The 20,036-nt window shown below is 39.6% G+C and carries 12 protein-coding genes; 5 read left to right on the plus strand and 7 right to left on the minus strand.

Translation table 11 applies throughout. The features are described from left to right. Both BCY91_RS17315 and BCY91_RS18120 read right to left on the minus strand, forming a co-directional pair. Positions 1-2,193: a sensor histidine kinase gene (locus BCY91_RS17315; RefSeq protein WP_120183308.1), complete on the minus strand. Its 2,193-nt coding sequence runs from the start codon at positions 2,191-2,193 to the stop codon at positions 1-3. Between the two features lie 701 nt (positions 2,194-2,894). Then, on the minus strand, positions 2,895-3,170 hold the full coding sequence (locus BCY91_RS18120) for a helix-turn-helix domain-containing protein (protein ID WP_220699500.1): 276 nt from the start codon (positions 3,168-3,170) through the stop codon (positions 2,895-2,897). Positions 3,171-4,048: 878 nt separating this feature from the next. Here BCY91_RS18120 and BCY91_RS17325 point away from each other — a divergent pair. The 3 genes from BCY91_RS17325 to BCY91_RS17335 all read left to right on the plus strand — a co-directional run bounded on the left by BCY91_RS17325 (position 4,049) and on the right by BCY91_RS17335 (position 9,489). Then, positions 4,049-4,834 carry a TlpA family protein disulfide reductase gene (locus tag BCY91_RS17325; protein ID WP_182995424.1) on the plus strand — a complete coding sequence of 262 codons (786 nt, stop codon included), beginning with the start codon at positions 4,049-4,051 and terminating at the stop codon, positions 4,832-4,834. A gap of 78 nt (positions 4,835-4,912) precedes the next feature. After that, positions 4,913-8,116 (plus strand): SusC/RagA family TonB-linked outer membrane protein, encoded by a 3,204-nt coding sequence (locus BCY91_RS17330; protein WP_120183310.1) that lies wholly within the window; start codon positions 4,913-4,915, stop codon positions 8,114-8,116. A gap of 5 nt (positions 8,117-8,121) precedes the next feature. After that, complete coding sequence (locus tag BCY91_RS17335; RefSeq protein WP_120183311.1) at positions 8,122-9,489, plus strand: RagB/SusD family nutrient uptake outer membrane protein; 1,368 nt, start codon at positions 8,122-8,124, stop codon at positions 9,487-9,489. Positions 9,490-9,662: 173 nt separating this feature from the next. Here the strand turns inward: BCY91_RS17335 and BCY91_RS17340 are convergent, their stop codons facing one another. Beyond that, positions 9,663-11,612: an ATP-binding protein gene (locus BCY91_RS17340; RefSeq protein WP_120183312.1), complete on the minus strand. Its 1,950-nt coding sequence runs from the start codon at positions 11,610-11,612 to the stop codon at positions 9,663-9,665. Beyond that, on the minus strand, positions 11,572-15,234 hold the full coding sequence (locus tag BCY91_RS17345) for a DUF7149 domain-containing protein (RefSeq protein ID WP_120183313.1): 3,663 nt from the start codon (positions 15,232-15,234) through the stop codon (positions 11,572-11,574). Before BCY91_RS17345 ends, BCY91_RS17340 begins: the two co-directional genes overlap by 41 nt. A gap of 335 nt (positions 15,235-15,569) precedes the next feature. On the opposite strand from BCY91_RS17345, the gene BCY91_RS17350 reads away from it, so the two are divergent. Next, positions 15,570-16,148: a hypothetical protein gene (locus BCY91_RS17350; RefSeq protein ID WP_120183314.1), complete on the plus strand. Its 579-nt coding sequence runs from the start codon at positions 15,570-15,572 to the stop codon at positions 16,146-16,148. 479 nt (positions 16,149-16,627) lie between these two features. Here BCY91_RS17350 and BCY91_RS17355 read toward each other — a convergent pair whose 3' ends face one another. The 3 genes from BCY91_RS17355 to BCY91_RS17365 form a co-directional block, all read right to left on the minus strand. Continuing rightward, entirely contained in the window at positions 16,628-17,008 is a 381-nt protein-coding gene (locus BCY91_RS17355) for a hypothetical protein (RefSeq protein ID WP_120183315.1), read from the minus strand. A gap of 140 nt (positions 17,009-17,148) precedes the next feature. Further along, on the minus strand, positions 17,149-17,577 hold the full coding sequence (locus BCY91_RS17360; RefSeq protein ID WP_120183316.1) for a MauE/DoxX family redox-associated membrane protein: 429 nt from the start codon (positions 17,575-17,577) through the stop codon (positions 17,149-17,151). A 54-nt stretch (positions 17,578-17,631) separates the two neighbouring features. Beyond that, positions 17,632-18,024: a hypothetical protein gene (locus tag BCY91_RS17365; protein ID WP_147387964.1), complete on the minus strand. Its 393-nt coding sequence runs from the start codon at positions 18,022-18,024 to the stop codon at positions 17,632-17,634. A gap of 332 nt (positions 18,025-18,356) precedes the next feature. On the opposite strand from BCY91_RS17365, the gene BCY91_RS17370 reads away from it, so the two are divergent. Continuing rightward, on the plus strand, positions 18,357-19,187 hold the full coding sequence (locus tag BCY91_RS17370) for a LytTR family DNA-binding domain-containing protein (RefSeq protein WP_120183318.1): 831 nt from the start codon (positions 18,357-18,359) through the stop codon (positions 19,185-19,187). The last annotated feature ends 849 nt before the right edge of the window (positions 19,188-20,036 follow it).

Genomic DNA, 20,036 nt, shown 5'->3' on the forward strand with positions numbered 1-20,036 from the left:
TTATTTTAGATTTTCTTTGTTCCCTAATGGTAACGTTACTATGAAAGCGGTTTTATAACCCGGATCAGCAGTTCCAAGGTTAATTAATCCATCCCTATTTCTTATTATTTGATTAAGTATATAAAGGCCTAATCCGGTACTGGTTCCAAAATCTTCTTTTCTTTCCGAAGAAGTTGTAAAAAAAGCATCGAAAATTCTGTCCTTATGTTTCGAAGATATGCCAATTCCATTATCCTGAACTTCTAATATAACTCTACTCTCATCTTGATTTTTATGAGCTTTGATTAGAATTCTACCCTTTATGCCAGTTGTTTTCAGTATTGCTTTTTTTGCGTTGCTATATAGATTTTGCAAAATTGTATTCACTTCAGATGGATGTATCGAGTCAATGAGTAGGTCTTTGCCAACAAGCTCCATATCAAGGTGTATGTGTCTTCTTTTTAAATCATTTTCAATAATTTCTTTGAATACATCCAAAGACTTTCGAAGATTTATAGTTTGTAGCTCTCTAATAATGTTTTTAGAAATGGTTTCATCGAAGTATGAGGTGTATGCCAATAAGGAACCTAACGCCTCGCTAATATTTTCTAGATTTCTTGTTACAGAGATATCTAAATTATGTTTTAACGTGTCCTCAATGTAACCTAAGGTGGAGGGCACGATCTGTTTAATTTCATGAATGAATTCGGCAATGGTAAGACCTACACCTGCCAACACACGCATCATTTCGAGTTCATTAATCGCCGACTTTGTAGTCTTAACAAATACTTTTGTGGATATGTCTAGTTTAATTGCTGCATCGCGCCTCTCGTCTTCCGTGGATTCTGGATTAGTTAATGTCTTTGTGGCATCTTTTATGTCTTGGACACTTTTATCTACAACATTTGTGGTGGGTGTTGGTGCTCGTTCAGGGTTAAGTGTTAGATATTCATCTGTTTTTCTAAACCATGAAATGAAATTTAAGAAGCCATTTTCTATTGCTGTTGAGACAAATTTTTGAAGTTCCCTAAAAGCTTCTCTTTCTATTAAACCCTCACGACCCGCTGATTCTTCGAATATTTTGCCATTTGGGTCTGTTAATTGAACAAAACCTAATAAGTGATTATTGCCAAAAGGTATTCCATTTCCAATCCTTGATCTTGTATCCAAGGCTAGCCAATCGTTACCTGTATCCCCGTATTTTGGTACACGAAAGCCATTTCGATAAAGTTTAATCCCTCCATTTTTCTTTAGATGGTCTGTAATTATTTTTAATTCTGATTTAGTAATGCCGTAATAACTGTTTCTGTCACCGCCAATGTAATAGTAGGCTTTGAATGCAATCGACGCGCCTTTTAATACAGGATATGGTTCTTCTTCAGTATTGATTGAGTCGATTAAACTCGTACGCACACCATTCAATTTAAATTCCTTTGTGGTCAAGTTTACAATGCCTTTCCCATCAGGGTCTATAAATCCAGTAATTGTTGCTAAGGCTCGGTTAAGCATCATAACTCCTGGATCGGCCACTGAAGTCCAATTTATTTCGTTATCATCCTTTCGAAGGAAGTTAACTTCGAAACTTTCTGTTTTACTTTCTTCGACTATATTATTATTGTTTTGGATGGACAAGTAACTGGGTTGAATTAGGTCTGCAACATATCTATAAACTCTTTTAATATCTGCATCACTCCACTTTTCGCGTAGCCTGTTGATATTAAGAGTGGTACCTATTTCTGAGTTATAGTCGACTTGAGTAGTAAGATTGTTTTGCACTGTACCTAATAGAATATCTGAAGTATATTTATTCCAATGGATATCGAGTTCTAACGCCGGCGAATGTTCGGCTTTTGTATTAATTGTCAACTGTTCACCTAACCTTTGTGTGGAAAAACGTCCAATGCCCTTACGCCCTGCTTTCGGCCTCATAAATTTTTCTGATACCGAGTTATGGATTTTATCCGAGGTTGCTAAGCGCATAAAACCATCTATAAGCTGGCTTTTAGTCATCCCATTTCCATCATCCTTTATAATTAATTTTCCACCTGGTAGATGTGCATTTTCAAAATATAGATTTACGACGTTAGCGTCGGCATCATAAGCGTTTTTAATAAGCTCTGCTACTGCTGTTTCAGATTTCGCAACGAGCTCGAGGCCTAAGCGGTTTATAATCCCTGCATCTACTGTAAAGGCAATTTTTTCGGTGGTATCCATGAATTTGCGTTAAATTCTTTCTAAAGATGTAAGTCTAGGTTTTTTAAATTTCGGTTAATTTTATTTATATCATACATGTAAGCTTCCCTTTTTACTCCAGAATTTACTTAAATTTAAACATTAAGTCGGATTTTAATTCTAAAGGAAACTGCTACGTCTAAATTCTTCGCCGGTTAGTTTCAAATATAAGCTTTCGTGATAAGTTTTAATAGGATAACGCAAAGTGAAAGAAAATTTTTCGGCGCTTGGATGACAAGCTATTTTTGCATTGCTCAATAAAATCCGCACAGGTTTATAATGATAGGGACAGAGTAAATTAAAAATATAAAATAGTAAAATGTGGCTTGGACACTGCAAAACACTGTAGGTACACACTCCCCCTTCATCTTACCCCCACCATCCCCCAAAAACTTTCCTATCTTTACACTCCTAAACCCCAAACAACCAGTCAAATGCCTATAAAAAGAACCCATTATCAAAAAACGGAAAGAACCCTAAGGTTATACTTGTCTAGCTTTATTACCATGATTACTGGTGAAAGAACCATTTACAGTTGGCGGTATATCGGGCTTGTATTCTTAATTCTTTTTGTTTTAATCTATTTAGCGCAGTTTGCGGTTTGATACTGCTAAGGGAAAAAATTTTATTGGACTTGTTTTCACAGGTTCTAATGCCATATTCAGTCAAATTCAGAACCGAAATTAATCTTTAACAAGGGGTGTTCGCGGAAAAAAATCCTTTGGACTACAATCAAAATCTTCTGCTAGTTTATTTAACTGATCGTATGAATACATACTCGCCGATTTCGAACTTTCAATTTGGCCGATATAGCCATCGGATACATCCAAAATCATTGCGACGTATGTCTGAGACTTGTTTAGCTCTTTTCTAATCTTTCTTACATTGTTGACTATTTCCAGTTCAAACTTTGATTTCAGCGCCATTCTTGAAAGGAGCTGAAAAAAAATAAATACCATTCTTAGTTATAACTAAGAAAATATTTATATTTGAATTATATGTGTCTGCGATAAAAAGCAGATTTTAAAGGTGTTAACAAGAGTCTCGGCTACCAAATTCTGACATAAATAGCCAACGGGACAATAGACTAATGCCTATAGTGATATTTGCTTACTTTTGTAAGTACTATAGCACTATGGGCTCTATTGTAATTCCGTTGGCAAGGTCGTCAGAAGCCTGGTAGTTCGGTTGATAGAGCCCGCTATAGTTCTACTCTCCTAAAGGACTCGTTACTTTATTAGAATAGAGAGTATGGGTAAAGCCACCGTACAACAGTTATCAGTTCCACCCGCAAAAGCCTTTTGTTTTTACAGAAAGAGGGCAGGGCTTTTTCCAAAGAACGGTGGGCGTGTGTCTCCAAAGATTTTATTCAAGAACATCATCAAATCTCCGGTATAGGGTGCGCGGCAACCGCCGGTATCAGTAATAGTGTTAACAATTCCCGGCGGTTGTTCTTTCCTTAGCGTTACGCCACTATTCAGTGAGCGCGAAAGCTAATAAATCTTAAATCCCACCAATCCCATGAAGCAAAAAAGACCTGCTATAGCCACTGCTTTGGCTTTTTTTAGGCGTTGGCACAAAAAATATGAAGCCCATAAGCACCGCCGGGACCTCGCGCAAAGGCGCTTGTTGCGCTGGCGTTACCTCCGCGGTCTGCGCCTTGGACTGCAACGCTACTACCTTTTTTTCCCACTACATAAAATGGAAAAACAATTAAAAAAAGAACGAAGGCAGTTAAATGAAACAATGGGCCGGTACAATTTCCAATACAAACAAAAAAACACCAGACAACATGAGCCCAACTGATCAACCTCACCAATCAAATCCACATAATACTATGACCGCAATATCAAAAAACGTTCAGTTCATAAATAAAGAGGAACTCCAAATAAAAGACCGTACCCCTCAGCGCACGCCCCCTCCGTTCCCTGCCAATTCCGCCTTGGCGGTTGCGTTAGCATTTAAGAACTTCTTGCACTGCCCTTGTAGCAACCGGCGCAGCGGAGAGTTTTTGGATACTTTTTGCGGAAAAAAGTATCTAGGCCTACGCGGCTATGAGCGGAAAAATAAAAATGAGAGCCAAACATACCGTAAAGTGGCTATCGTTATAATATTAAATGTTTTTATCACGTTATCCGCTTTCAGCCAAACAGCAATAAACCTAAACGACACCGTTCCAAACATCCCCTTTCACCACCTGCTAAACTATTCCGATAGCAACGCCAAGCTCAACGACTTCCGCGGTAAAATGGTGATACTCGATTTTTGGGCCACTTGGTGCAAATCCTGTCTCAACCACTTGCCCGACGCAGAGCAGCTCCAAAAAACCTTTGGCAATAAAATCCAGTTCATCTTGGTCAACAGCTATTCCGTCCGCGAAACGCCCGAACATGTAGGCGCTTTTCTTAAGAATTGGGAAAAAAGCCATATCAAGCTGAGTGTTCCAATCGCTCGAGGGGACACCGTCACCAGAAAAATATTCCCTAGGATGTTTCTGCCACATTACGTTTGGATAGATCAGAACGGCATCTACCGCGCCGCCACATCGCATCATGAAGTTACCGAAGAGAATGTCCGCAATGCCATTGAAGGAAACTATCCCACGATATTTAAAAAACAATAAACCCTAACCACCTAACAAACCAAAAAACGAACACCTAACAAACTAACCATCGAACCACCTAACAAACTAATCCTCGATATGAAAAAAAACTTATCAATTTTAATCTTACTTCTCGGGAGTGTCGCCGGACAACAGCTTCGGGCGCAGCAGACGCTCAGCGGTGTACTCAGTGATGCCGGTACCGGCCAGCCCGTTGCCGGAGCATATCTCACCGCCGTCAACAACAAGAGCCGGGCAATTACCAATGCCAAAGGCGAATTTTCGTTAGCACTACGTTTACTGCCCGATACCGTCAAGGTGCTGGCGCTGGGCTACAAAGGGCAAACCCATGTTGTCAAAAACACCAATCAATTACGCATTTCGCTACAACCGGACGAAATGCTCTTGCAGGAAGTAGTTATCAGCACCGGCTATCAGCAGTTAAAGCCCAGCGAACAAAACGGGGCGATAACAAGCATCAGCAAACAGCAACTCGGCCAACAGACCTCAACCAACATCCTGCAAAGATTAGAAAGCATCAGCCCCGGCCTCACAGTCGCTCGCAACAAGGCAGAAAACCCCCAGAATAATACCGGCATACGCATCCGGGGTTTAGGGACCATCAACGGTTCTTTAGACCCCTTGATTGTAGTCGACGGTTTTATTTATGAGGGAAATATTGATAACATTAACCCCAACGATGTGGAGTCCGTAAACATTCTAAAAGATGCTTCCGCCAGCAGCATTTGGGGCGCTAGGGCAGGCAACGGCGTAATTGTAATTACTACACGCAAAGGTACTTACCGCCAGCCGCTCCGCATGGGCTTTAATACCAATGTCACCACCTCGGGTAAACCCAACCTTATGGAACTGCCGGACATGGGCACAGCATCTTTTATTGATTTCGAAAAGCAGCTTTTTGAAAGCGGCTACTTCAACAGCCAGATCACCGGAAGCCCATACCTTGCGCTCACCCCTGCGGTTAAAGTTTTTTATCAGCGACAGCAGAACCAAATTACCGCAGCCGATTCCGCAAAGCTCATCAACCTTTATCTAAATTCAGACCGCAGGAGCCAGGCGTTATCCCATTATTATAGCCCCGCGCTTACCGTACAGAACAATTTTAGCCTCAGCGGCGGAAGCGAACAGACAAAATATCTTTTCTCTGCCGCCTACGACCAAACCCGTGGCAACCTCTATGAACAGAACAGCCGCATCAGCCTGCGCAGCGATCTTGCTTTCCGTCTGTTTCCTAAGCTGGAGCTAAATACCGGAGTGATTTTTACCGGTGCCAATTCGCAGTCAGGCCGGGACACTTATACCGCAACACGCTATGGCTCGCGCCTCACGGCTTATCTTCCCATATTTGACGCCCAAGGCAATGAGCTTCCGGCAGAATCGGAATACAGCAGGGCATACCTAAATGCTAACGCAGACCCGCGGCTGCTGGACTGGGCTTATTATCCCTTGCAAGATTACAAACACCGCGATCTTAGCACAAAAAGGCAGGAGCTTTACGCCACAGCAGCTTTAGCTTACCGTCCTTTAAACTGGCTAAAAGCAACCCTTTCCATGCAGTACCAAAACCAGCAGAGTAAAAACGAAAATGCTTTTGATGCAGAAAGCTACTACGCCCGTAGCCTAGTTAATTCCTACACACAGGTAAGTGCAGGCAATATCTCCTACGTGATACCGCCCGGAGGCGTGCTAAACCTCAATAATAGCGAGGTGAATTCTTATACTGGCCGTTTTCAATTAGATGGCAATTGGCAGAAAAACGACCATGAGCTGAGCGGGATTGCCGGTGCCGAATTAAGGCAGGCACAAGCAGAGGGCAGCGGGCAATATTACTACGGCTATCAGTCGGATCCGCTTAACTATACCGCTGTCGATTATGTCAACACCTATCCGCATTACCTTAACGGAAATGATGGTAATCCCACTGCTGCGCCAAGGCTGTCCAGCACAGTCAACCGTTTTGTGTCGCTCTATGCAAATGCGGCATATAGTTACCGCAAAACTTATACGTTCAATGCCAGCATCCGCCGTGATGCTTCTAATACTTTCGGCCTAAGCACAAATGACCGCTGGACGCCTTTATGGTCTGCCGGGGCAGGCTACACCATCAGCAACGCCAGCTTTTTTAAAGTAAAGGCCATAGATTTTCTAAAGCTGAGCATCACCGCGGGCTACAGCGGAAATGTGGATTTAAGCCGAACTGCCTTAGCGGTAGCAAATGCCGGCACATATAGCGTCAGTGGCCTGCCCTTCATCCGCGTGACACAGATCAACAACCCCGAACTGCGATGGGAGAAAATCAGACAGATCAATTACTCCTTAGATTTTGCAGTATTAAACCGCAGGCTAAGCGGTAATATTAGTTACTATGTTAAAACAGGCAAAGACCTGTACGGCGAAACGCAATACGATTATACCGCATGGGGTCGTTCCGCAGAAATTACCACAAACATAGCTTCCATGCAGGGCAGGGGCTGGGACATCAGCCTGCAGTCCAACAACCTAACAGGCAAGCTCTCATGGCAAACCCAGCTTCTGCTCAATTACAACACCAATAAAGTAACGGATTATTTTTCCCCGGCAGCTTCGCGTTATTCCAGCCTCCTGTCTTCCGGTACCTCTATTTATCCGGTAGTCGGCTATCCACTCTACGCGGTGGGGGCGTACCGCTATGCGGGGCTTAACAGCCAAGGACAAGCCCAGGGCTTCCTCAACGGTCAGCCCAGTACAGATTATGACCAGCTTTACAATACATTGGACACCGAAGGGCTAAAAAGCAATATCATCCGCTATTTCGGTTCTGCCGAACCTTTATATAATGGATCTCTAATCAATACTTTCGGCTATAAAAATTTAAGCCTGTCATTCAATATCGGTTACCGCTTCAATTATTACCTGCAAAAGAATACCGTCAACTACCAAAGCTTGGTAAGCTTAGGCATAGGGCACAGCGATTATGACCGGAGATGGCAGAAGCCGGGAGACGAAAACTTTACCGACATCCCTGCGCTAACATTTCCCCTCAGCTCCCAATCCAACGCATTTTACGCGACCTCCGAAAGAACGATTATACGTGGCGACCATATCCGCCTCAATTATATCAATCTCGATTATAGGGTTAAAATCGCCCAAGGCAACAAGCTCATAAAAGGCTTAAACATTTATGCCAATGCTTCACAGCTTGGCGTATTATGGCACCAAAATAAAGAAGGTATCGACCCCGATTATATCAACAGTCTCTCACCTCGCACAAGCTATACCTTAGGTGTGCGAACTCAATTCTAAAAAATATGAAAACAATATTCACATACGCTTTAATCTCAATTGCAATGCTCCTTGCGTCTTGCGAGAAATTCCTGGACGAGAAACCGGACAAAACATTGGTTAGCCCTCAAACGCTTGCAGACCTGCAAGGCCTGCTGGACGATGCCACCGTAATGAACCTAAAGGCAAGTCCCGAATATATGCAAGGTGCCTGTGATGATTTTTTTATTCCTGATGATAAATTAGCCACCCGTCCCGAACTATTTGTAGAAGCTTACAAATGGGAAAAAGTAAGGCTCATTTACCCAAACGACTGGTCGGCCGGCTACGCCGCCGTGTACAATGCCAATCTAGCTTTGGAGACGCTTCCAAAGATAGAGCGCACCAACGCCAATGGAATAGCCTATGATAATGTAAAAGGCGCTGCGCTTTTTTACCGTTCCTATTATTTTACCGGACTGTTATTTAATTACGCTTTGGCTTATGATGAAGCAACGGCCGCAACCGACAAAGGGATTGTATTGCGCCTGAATGCCGATTTCAACACACCCTCTAAGCGGAGTACGGTCGCTGAGTCCTATGTGCAGATCATTAGTGACTTAAAAACTGCCATACCTTTATTGCCCCCAACTCCTGTGTTTAAGACGCAGCCCTCAAAACCTGCGGCTTATGCACTGTTAAGCAGAATTTACTTAAGTATGCGCAAATATCAAGAAGCAGGCATTTACGCCGACTCCTGTCTGCAGCTTAATGCTAACCTAATGAACTTCAACGGTGACGACGACATGAAGGCCATCACCACAGCAGCACCTTTTAAGGCATACAACAAAGAAACTTTGTTTTATTCCGAAATGGCCAGTTACCTCAACCTGCAAGCCACGTCCCGCGCATGTATCGATACATTGTTGTACCCAACTTACCGGACCAACGACTTACGCAAAACGGCATTTTTTAAGGCCGTAGCACCCTATGTGGCTTTCAAAGGAAATTACACTGGTAGCGCCACCATCTATTTTTCAGGCCTAGCAACAGATGAAATGTATCTCAACAAGGCAGAAGCTTTGGTAAGGGTTAATAAAAAAGATGATGCACTTTTACTCTTAAACCAACTGCTCAAAACTCGCTGGAAAAGTTCTGTTACTTATGTTCCCCTGCAAGCAAGTACAGATGCCGAAGCTCTAGCCCTGATTTTATTAGAACGCCGAAAAGAATTACTCTACCGAGGCTTGCGCTGGATGGATATCAAAAGATTGAACAAAGAGGGAGCAAATATCACTTTGCAAAGACAAATCTTCGGGCAGCTCTATAGCTTACCTGCAAATAGTCCAAAGTACGCGCTACCGATACCTGATGATATCATTGAAATGACCGGCATCGCGCAAAATGATTGGTGAGTAATAGTCTGTGCCTAAACGCTTCCTAAAGTTTAAAGTATAGTTATGTATTGACCATTATATTAGGGGGGCGAACGCTCTTAGCCTAGTTTTATCTTAGGGCTTGCTTGCGCGGTCTGGCAATGTATAACTGGAGAGCGTTGGCCTTGATGTCATAATAGGTTTACTGGTTATCAGGCTTGATCAAATAATACTCCTTGATTGCTTCCAAAAACTTCGTCCATTTCAGATGTATATGTAATACTTTTAACTTCTTCAATCTTTTTTATCAGATTAAATGTTCTTGAATGTGCTTTTGCTAAAATTATATTATAACGGCATGGAATAATATTCACACTTCCTTCTGTAAAGGTCTCATTTGCATCTGGCTCTATTTCTGAACCAAGAACATAGGCAACAATTGGAGTATTTAAGCTTACCTTTTTTGACTTTCTTAATTCTCTAGCATATAGTAATGCTTGGTCTTTTTGTTTTGTATCAATTGGAATACCCACTCTTTTTAATTCGACAATAATTATTTTACTGAAATCATTTGGTTCGTGCTTCTCATTGAAACTTTCACAAGAGTAAACACCGATAGACGAGTTTGATAGAATTACAAAATCAGGACGTTTTCTTTCGTTGGCCAATGCTGTATCATTAAGTAGATTTTTAATGACTGTTGCTAAAGAACGATTAGATATAAATGATATCGATTCAAATTCAGGACCGAATATCCAAAGTCCATGTTCAAATAAAGGCTGTAAATCATGCAATTCATCCGCTTTAGGATCTTCTAATAGCTTTTCAAGTTTTGATACTAACTCTAAACGCCACCTTAACTCACTCAAAACTTTTTTAGCATCATCTATTGTCCATTCTTCTAAAATTTGATTAAGTGAATCTATTTCATCAGGATGAAATGAAGCAATCTTTTCAAGTAGGGCATAGCCTGACCTAGATTTTTCCATTTTTGCTAAAACTTCAACAGTCGTTTCTAATTCTTGAACACCAATTGTTGGGCATTTGGATTGAACTTCTTCTAAAAAATTTACAATGTTTTCTTTTGCTTCAGATGGTAAAGAAGCTAACTGCATTCTATTTGATTCATAAACTTGTAATCTTCTTTCTTTTCGAGTTTCATACAACAAGTTCCTTAAATCGTCTCTTACAAATTCGTAAACCGCATTTTGTAGCTTAATTACTTCATCGGTTATATAAAAACCTGACCAATCCTTCTTCAAATTTCTTTGGTCAATGATGTCTGCATTTGCGATATATAAAAGTCGTTTAGCAATTGGGTGGCGACCATCAATAATTTGAGTGTCAAATGTTCCCCAATTTGGTACGCCAACTAATCTTCTATTATACCACCATGCAATGCCATTTTGTTTGGTATTTTTCCCTTTTTCACCAAAAATTCTTTTAATATTTATTTTACTTCCGTTAAAATCGATACTAAAGTCTTCGGTTAAATGCGACAAATCTGTCATAGCAACTGAATGCTTATTAACATAAACATTAAATTGTGGGTCAGATATAAATCTTGAACCAATAAGTTCAATGAGTTTAGTGGTATCAATTAAGGTTACTTCATCAGAATCGATTAAAGTGGAAATTTCAGTTCCGTGTTCGGACTTTGAAATTGGTTTTGATTCAATCAAATTTACATCATATGGTTTTTCACCTGAGATAGATTTTACAACTCTGATATGTGTGAATTCTCCATCTTTATAAGTTTTAAGTTCATATTCGTTATTGAAACAAAACATAGCGTGACGACCTACCCCATTTCTTCCAAATACTTTTCGATTTCCATGAGGAACATTTTTAGGAAACTTAGCATCTTTACCGCCTTGCTCAACAATACGATTATAGTTAAACTTTCCCCAACGATATAACAGTTCATTTTTTGTCATTCCAATTCCATTGTCAGAAATTGATAGTTTGCCCCCAGTTTCTGGCCAACTGATTTTTACATCTGTAGAACCAGCATCCCAACAGTTTGCAACAAGTTCAATGATTGCATAATTTTGGTCTGTTACTATTTGTCCTGCATGATGCTTTAAAAAGTCATCTCCAAAGGAAAATTTAAATTGGTTTTCAGGGATTTTGTTTTTGGCCATTCGGTTTAGTTTTTTCAATGATTTTTATTTCGTATTCTGTCAACTCGTAAAGTTGATAGAACAATTGATTTATGTTGTGTTCAATTTCTTCAATTTGTTGTGTTTCATTTTTGCTATACGCTTCAATCACTTTTCTAACTTCTGAAACAATTTTTTCTTGCTCTTTCTGGGTTGCTTTCTTGATGTAAGTATTTAAGAGATTTGGCGAAGAGTATAAAAGATAGCCACCTGACATTTTTAACCCATCAAAAAAGCATTCAAATAAATATTGAAAAAGTCTAGAGTTTACCCAGCCTAAAATAAATTCTGGAAAATATTCATCAGTAAAAGAATGAATACAATTGGTGTTTACGGAAGCATATTCTCCTTTCTCATCATAAAATGCTTCGGGTGAAACAGCAATTTTTGCAAAAATGATTTTTGGTCTTGAATATAAATCGAAACGGTTTTTTCCTAAAACCACTGCTGATTTTGGTAAGTATGGCGTTAAATACTTTTTCTTCTTATCTACAAGGTGAGATAGCCCCCAAGTATTAGAGAATTTATCAATAGTTCCTGTATTTATCAGTTTAAAACCTTCACTTTCGTTTATGTGTGCGTTAAAGTCATCAGCTTCTTTTGCTGTTGAAGTAGCGTTAATTATACCGCACTTGCCAAGAGGTACGGATTGAGAAATGATTTTACTTACAATCTCATATTTTTCACTTAACACAAAGCCAAGTATAAAGTCATTAAGAGAAAATAAATCTTCAGTTCTGTAAGTTCTGTATTTGATTGGCTGATGCTCATCGACAAAGGTGAATGATTTGAGATTATGATGGTTTGGCGATTTTTTAAACAACGTTGTAATTGGATATGTAGATGCTTCTTTAAAAACCTTTACGTTAGAATAATCACCGATATTTAAGATGCTTGTTTTGTTCAGCAAAAATTCTCTTAATGCAAAACCATAACTGGCAGATAAAAACCTGTTTGGAGTGATGTAGTTTAGAAAACTGTTATCTCTTAGAATAAGGTAACCAAGTTCAAAAAAGTATATGTATAAATCTACAGATCCCTTTGCAGTCGAATAGGTGTTTTTATAGAAATTGTATTCGTTTTTTTCTAAACTCTTTTTCAACTCAATTGCATTGACATAAGGCGGATTCCCAATCACCACATCAAAGCCCACAAAATCGCCATCATTATTAAGTACTTCGGGAAACTCAAAACGCCATTCAAAAGCGTTTTCAAAAATCTTATTAGATTCTATGTTGTCTCGTTGCTCTTCCAGCTTTCTAAATTTCGCAACTGCTTTTTTATGATCATCGATTAATTTTTTGTCAAGCTTTTCTCCAAATGCTTTAAGGTTGAAAATTTTAGTAGCCAATTTTTCCGCTTTACCTCTTGCACCTCTGATTGTCCTTTTGAAAGGGGTATCAATCTCACTCCTAAAATCCGATTTAATATCGGAAATCAATCGTTCCATTTCGCGCTTATGTTCCTTGCTTTTTGCATTACGGTAAGTCTCTACGGCTGTTCGGTAATCGTCTATCGTCCACTTGCTTTTCTTCAAGGCTTGTTTCAAGTCGGCATCAATTGCAAAGCGGCTCATCAGAGAGTTTCCGCATTTTATGTTGATGTCGATATTTGGCAGGGTTTCAAGTTCAGTAGCATTCTTGTAATAGGCATTTTTCAAAAGTTCAATCCACAAACGCAAGCGACAAATTTTAACAGAATTAGAATTGATATCCACACCGAAAAGGCAGTTTTCAATAATGGTTTGTTTTTCGTGGAAAAGTGTTTCTTGTATTCGCTGACTTTCTTTATTGCCTGGGTTGTATTCAAAAAGTTTACTTTCTTCGTCTGTTACCACTAGTTCATCATTTACCACTTCCACCTGATATTCTTTCAGGCGTTTTCCGTCACGGTCTTGCAGAATTTTTAAGTCGTTTTTTACGGCAATTATTTCATTGAGTGCAGAAACTAAAAAGTGTCCCGAACCAACGGCAGGGTCGCAAATTTTGATACTGTTTACAATTTGGTTGGCTTCCTTGCGGTCTTCAATATTGTCGTAAAGTTCTTCAAGCGTTGTGCAATTCCATTTTTTGGTTTCGTTAAATTTCTGCACAACGGCTTTGCGAATGGTTTCACGGCACATATACATTGTGATGAAACCGGGAGTGAAAAACGAACCGTCTTTGTAGCCGTTTATTTTCTCAAAAATTAATCCGAGAACAGAAGCATTAATCAGCGTTTTGTTGTTTTCCTGAATTTCTTCACCGCCTTCTGCTCCAAAGTCGTAAGCATCTAAAAACTCAAACAAATATTGAAGCGTGGAAATATTGCCTGTCCGTTTTTTGCCTTGCTGGTCTTTAAGCACGGTTTGCGAAAAAATCGGAATGGTTTTGTCGTCTTTTAGATTGCTGATAGTTAACGTAACTTGTTCAATATCGGTTGGCTCGAAAAGCGATGAATTGAGATAAGGCGTTTTTTCAAACGCCTTTTTTACATCTTCGTTTCGCTCGTCATACTTGCGTGCCAACACCTGAAAAAACAAGCTGTTCAGGTCATCATAGTTCTTGATTTTGTCAAGGCTAAGAAACGAATAGGATTTGTTGCCTTTGTGATAGGTAATGAGTTGGGCTTCCAGCAACTTCAAGAACAAAATCCGGTTTATCCAGGTAATCGAAAGTTCAAGAGCAAGATTAAACAGTCGTTCCTGTTGTGTGTTGCCGAATTGGTTTGGTTTTTCAAATCGGCTCAATTTGTCTAAGCTGTCAAGCTGAATAATCGCATCTTCAAGGATTGTTCCCGTGTGTCGTTCTCCTGCTTTGTTTCGGTCAATCAGTTTTTTGCTTCCTTCTTTGGTTTCGGTTAAGCCGATAATGTGCAACAATTCGCTATAGAAGCGTTTGTCAAGGCTATTGCTGTCGTTTGTGAAGGGAAGTTTTAAAAGATGCTCCGGCGACAACAATTTAAATAAAGCAATCAGAGAATTGTCGTCCGCTTTGTCGGTATTGCGTAACGGTTTTTGAAAATCCTGAATATTGAAATAAGTAAATTCAATTTCAGAAGTAATGCTGCTAATGAACGGCTCGGCAATTTGTTTGTAGAAAAAATCTGTTTTGGTGTCTGACAATCGTCCGCTTTCAAAGTCGTTGAATTGCTTTACAAGATTTTTGTTTTGAGCAAAAAGTCTGTCGAACAGGGTGGCATCAAAAATGAACCATTCGTTTATGTTGGTCGCAACTAAATGTTTTACTTCAAGGTTTTTGTGTGTAATTCTTTCTCGTAAGTAATACAATACCAATTCCTGAAATGCTTTCGTATTTAATTTATTGGTAGAGATCATCTCGGCCTTGTTGGTCGGCTTTTTAGCTTCAAGAATTACACCGACTGACGAGCTTGCATTTTGTCCGTTATGAATAACAAGATCGTTTCGACCTTTTGTATTTATGAAATGGTTTGGGTCGTAATAGGTTCTCTTTAAAAAGTCTATGACAAGATTTTTATGAAACTCTTCGCTTTCGGTGTCGTTTGTCCTGTCGAGTAAAGCAATTAGATTAGTCTTGAAACCTTCAATTTCAGTCCTGTTAGGTTTCACTTTTAAAAAGGCTTTGTTCAATGCCCTTCTTGGTTTCAATTCGTTTAAAATCATCTACAATTCATATTTCAACTTCGTTCGGTTAAGATAAGTTATTAATGCGAAAGTTAAACGGAGGCGGGATATAAAGTTAGTGCATCTTATCACGAACTATTACTGTTTTTTCCAATTTTCATTACTAGCCTTAAAGATTATGTAAGCTAAATTATTATTGGGTCTGTAATTGAAACTTATGTTAAACTCCAGATAAGTTCAGAATTACAGCCAATGTTCTACTCGTTTGACACTGTATTATTTTATTAAGTAGGATAAATATTTTGTAAAGTTTTTTAATAAGTATAATTTTAGTTGTTACGCTACAATAGTATAGCAAAGCTTAACTAAAACATATGAAACAACTTTTACTTTTTATCATTATAGGTACTTTAATTTATGGTTGCCAAAGCAAGCAAGAACGGGATATCGAAAAGATGAATTCTCAAGTGAAAAAAGAAATTCAGGATCGTGCTTTCAAAATGAATGCTACCGTAGAGTTTCTGGATTTTAAGTTTGTTAAATGCGACACTATAGATGAAAATGATTTGTTGGAGAGTAAGGCAAGCCGATTTCAAGAGAAAGCCATTTCTTTCTACAAGCAGGGAAGCAACGAACTTGACTTTGCGAATTTAAGCCAACGAAAAATGTTGCAGTATAGGGATTTAGGATGGAGCTCCCTTTATTATTCAGAAAAGCAAGATTTTAATGACTATATGAAAAAAGCTCAAGAAGCGAAAGATTCTGCAGACTTTTATCAAACGAAGGACAGCTTGATTCAGCTTAAAATAAAAGCCAACCATAATCCAAAAAACATATTCGAAACATCATTTTTTGTAAAGGCTCGGCTACATACCAAGCAAAATACAGAAAACTTATTAGATACCCTTTACTTTCACTTTGATGAAAATCACAAAATATTAAGAGCCGAATAACTTTGGCCACTCAAAACCTTTAATGTTTGTGTTTTATCCACAAATTTTAATGTTTAGCATTCCATTTAAAAGATTTGGGCGGTTAGAGGATTTACCATATAATTACGTGTATTAGGTACTCAATTTCTTATACGGTTAGCACCTATTGTGAAATTCATATTAGTCATTCTTGATAAGCTCATAGGCTTAGTTATAAATTTACAATAGAAAACAAAGATATTGAAGTCAATTTTACCGGCGAAGAATACGCGGTAAATATTGGCGGAGAATTTTGGGCAAATATTTATGCCCGTATAGACGACCACTGTAATGTAGTGTGGATAAGCAATGTTCCGGTAGAAGCAACCCTTTTAAGGCAAATCGGGTGCGAAATTGAGCGTTGCGATATGTAATTAAATCTTGAGCTTTTCGATATTATTAAAAAAAGATAGTCCAGACTTAAACACGCTGGACTACCTCTAAATAGGAAAAAGCAAATCTTAATATTCCGTATTACTAATTACCGCTTGTTCATCCGCGGTTGATTCTACAAAGTGCGTGCTGGTAGCACTGTTCAATTGCGCTTGGATATTTAAGCTGCTTTTCAGTGTAGCGGTCGGCGAACTAGGGTTATTCACAAAGCTCTGGTCAACTGCAATGCGGCAGGCTTTCTCGTCATCCTGCGAGCAAGCTTCGCCTTCCGGCGCCAATTGCCACTTACTCTCATCTTCCACATTTGCTTCGCTGTAATTTGGCCCTGCGTATTCAAAAATAAGCATATCCAACTTAGCAGAATCTGCAGATTTAAACGCGGTACTGGCAAAGGCAAGTACCAATCCGATCAATAAGGCAGCCATTCCTGCCATTCCTGATTTTTTCATAACATCGATTTTTTAAATGAAGCTACTTTGTAGGCAGTAGCTTTAGCCTTTTTTAGCCAATGTTTTTAAACCTGGGCAGACAACATGGCAAAGATTGATGGGCTTTCTGCATCACCCCTTTGGCGTTCCTTTGATGATAACTATTCCTCCCTTTTTAAATGAAAAACTAAACCTGCCACATTTAAAGCAAGCAACAGCAGGTTCACAATTAAATGCTGTGTCCAGTTCAGCGAGGCAATGAGTCCTCCACATGAACAGGGTACACGTTCGAAAGCTTTAACTTTGATAAAAATGATATACAGACTAAAAACAGTCAGCAAACCCAACGAAAGCCGATAGCCCCATCTTCTACTAACAGGTATAATCAACAGCATCGCGGTGATATACTCCGCAAGCGGAAGCTGGATCAACAGGATTTCCGCCATCCAATGTGGAATCGGCTGTAAGTACAGGCTTTGCAGGCTTCCATTTAAATCCATAAGCTTACTCGATGCGCTGTACACCCATATCAAAATAAGTGGGCAATAGCTATATTTCAGCAAACGGATAATGGATAAGTGCTTTTTCATTCTTAAACTGCTATTCGCGTTAACTCGAATTTGGTCATGACTACGGTTAATTAATTAGTGTAGATAAGAGATACTGATGTTCAACGAATCCCTTTTACTCAATTGGTTATTGATGATAACCGCCTCCGATTTCTTGCTCAAGTCCAGCAATTTCCCGTCATCATTGACTGCCGTCGGTCTGGCTACGGCGCTATTAACCTGGTTAAAGTTCACGGGTATCCGCCCCGCCAATGAGCTATGTAACATCTCGGCAATATATTGGCATATGCCGGTGCTCATGTTGTCTAAATAAGCTTCTTGTGTACCGCTTAATAAAAAGTGCTCCTTCATCCAATTAACTAAGTCTGCTAAGCCCTCAAGTTCTGCCAACAGCTCGTCCTCATCTAGTGCATATAAAGCGTTTACAAAAGTTTGTACACCCATTGGTGTAAATGGTAATTTTTCCATGTCGATAATTTTAATTTAAAAGGTTTAAAGATTTTTGGGGCGCCCTAATGAGAGCTAAGGTAGAATACGCTACGGCAGAAAACGGCATAGATTAGCAGTGTTATGCGCGGTTGGTAGTAAAATTCTGCGCAGTTGGTATTTCTCTTAGAGATATTTTCTTTAACTTGAGCTTATCTATCAACCTAAATCATACGGCTATGAATTAAACTGCTTTGTACTTTTTGTGCTTTAAAAATTAATTCCACCTTTTTAGCCTCTTTTACTGAGAGGGGCATGCTGCGCATCTACCTATTTTCCAGTGTATATTTTCTTTAAAAAACCGCAAACAAAAAATGAAGAGAAAAACAGTACAGGCGGAGAAAGACAGTTATCCGTCCCGTCCATACCGTTGGTTAATGGCAGTCTCGACTGCACATTTCATTGTTACGTATAACCAGGATAAGAACACCTTGCTAATTATGACGCAGCTGAACTACTGGTTGGCGATGGCAGTAAGCATTGTCGTGGCTATTCTTATGATCAATGCTGTTACCTTAACATCCAAGGAACTGGATAAGCTTTACAACTGGGAAGTGTTTCCGCTAAAAAGAATTGTGTTGCAAATGCTGTTCGGGCTTCTGTTGCCGCTTATCATAGACGTTCTGTTAATTTGGGCCTTCTTTGCTTTTTTCGGACATGATTTCTGGAGCAGCCGCTTTATGAAACAGGAGCTTAAATTGATACTGGTGCTTTTGATAGCGCTCAATATGCTGTATTTTGCCATTTACTATAAGTCTGCACTAAACCGGCACAAACAAGAGGCGGCAGTAAAAATTCCGGCTTCGCTGGGCAAAAAGAAATTGGCTATAGCGCCCGAAGAAATTGCATATGCCTACCGACAAGATCATTATGGGTACATCATATGCAAAAGCGGACACAGCTTTCACACAGACTGCAGTATCGAAAAATTAAAAACGTTGCTTCCAGCAACTAAATTTATCCAAACAAGGCGGCATATGATTGTTTCTCTGGATGCAATTCAGTCCTATGAACCTTACGGGAACGGCCAAGGGAAAATCTTTATGAGATGTGCGACCGACAACGGATTTAACGAAATCATTACGCGCGAATTTTTTCCGGCCTTTAAACAAAGGATGCTAGCGCTTTTAGCTACAGTAGATTGAAAATTGAAAAGGAAAAAATAAAAATTCAAAAAGTAAAGCCCAATTGTTCCAAGCGGCCGGACGGCCTTCGGAGTTATGAGCTTGAAGCCCGGAAAATCTTTTACAGTAGAAAAATTCAAAATTAAAAAAGGTAACGCACTTAGTGTCCCGCGCGATAAGTCCGGCCTTCCGAATTTTGGCAGTGAAGCCCGGAAAATCTTTTGCAGAAACATTAAAGCTTGCACTGCCCCGAGCAAACCGCCGAAGTGGTGCAGAAACTTTGTTAACGCACTCCCGTTCCCACGGCTTCGGTTTGCGTTCAAAGATTTCCCGCAGGCGTAACAAACAAAATGAGGTCAGCCTTGATTTTTGGTCCTTTTTATCAAGAAAAAGGACTAGCCCTAGTGGCGATGAACGAAAAAAGCAGAATGCTATACCCAGCGGCAAGCAGCTAAAAACACGGCCTCGGTTTTGCGCTCAAAGATTTCCCGCAGGCGTAACAAACAAAATGAGGTCAGCCTTGACCTTTGGTCCTTTTGGTCAAGCCAAATGCGTAGCATTCTTGAGGGCAAAAAAAAGCAATAAAAACTACCGAAAACTGCGAAGCAATCTTGAATGCGTTAGAAAATGGATAATTAAGGAATGAAAAAAAGGACTAGCCCTACTGGCGATGAACGAATAGCAACACAAACTTTTACTGATATTAAACACAAAAAAAATAGAAAACCTTTTGCATTAATCAAAAAGAAAAATTTTATATTAGTACTTAGGTCATGGCTTATTGATAACATTGGAGGCGTTTCTTAACCACGAAAACCGCCCCGGATTACCTATCACTATGAACAAGACCTTAAAAAACAATTCAACCGG

The sequence above is a fragment of the Pelobium manganitolerans genome, assembly GCF_003609575.1.
GTDB lineage: Bacteria > Bacteroidota > Bacteroidia > Sphingobacteriales > Sphingobacteriaceae > Pseudopedobacter > Pseudopedobacter manganitolerans.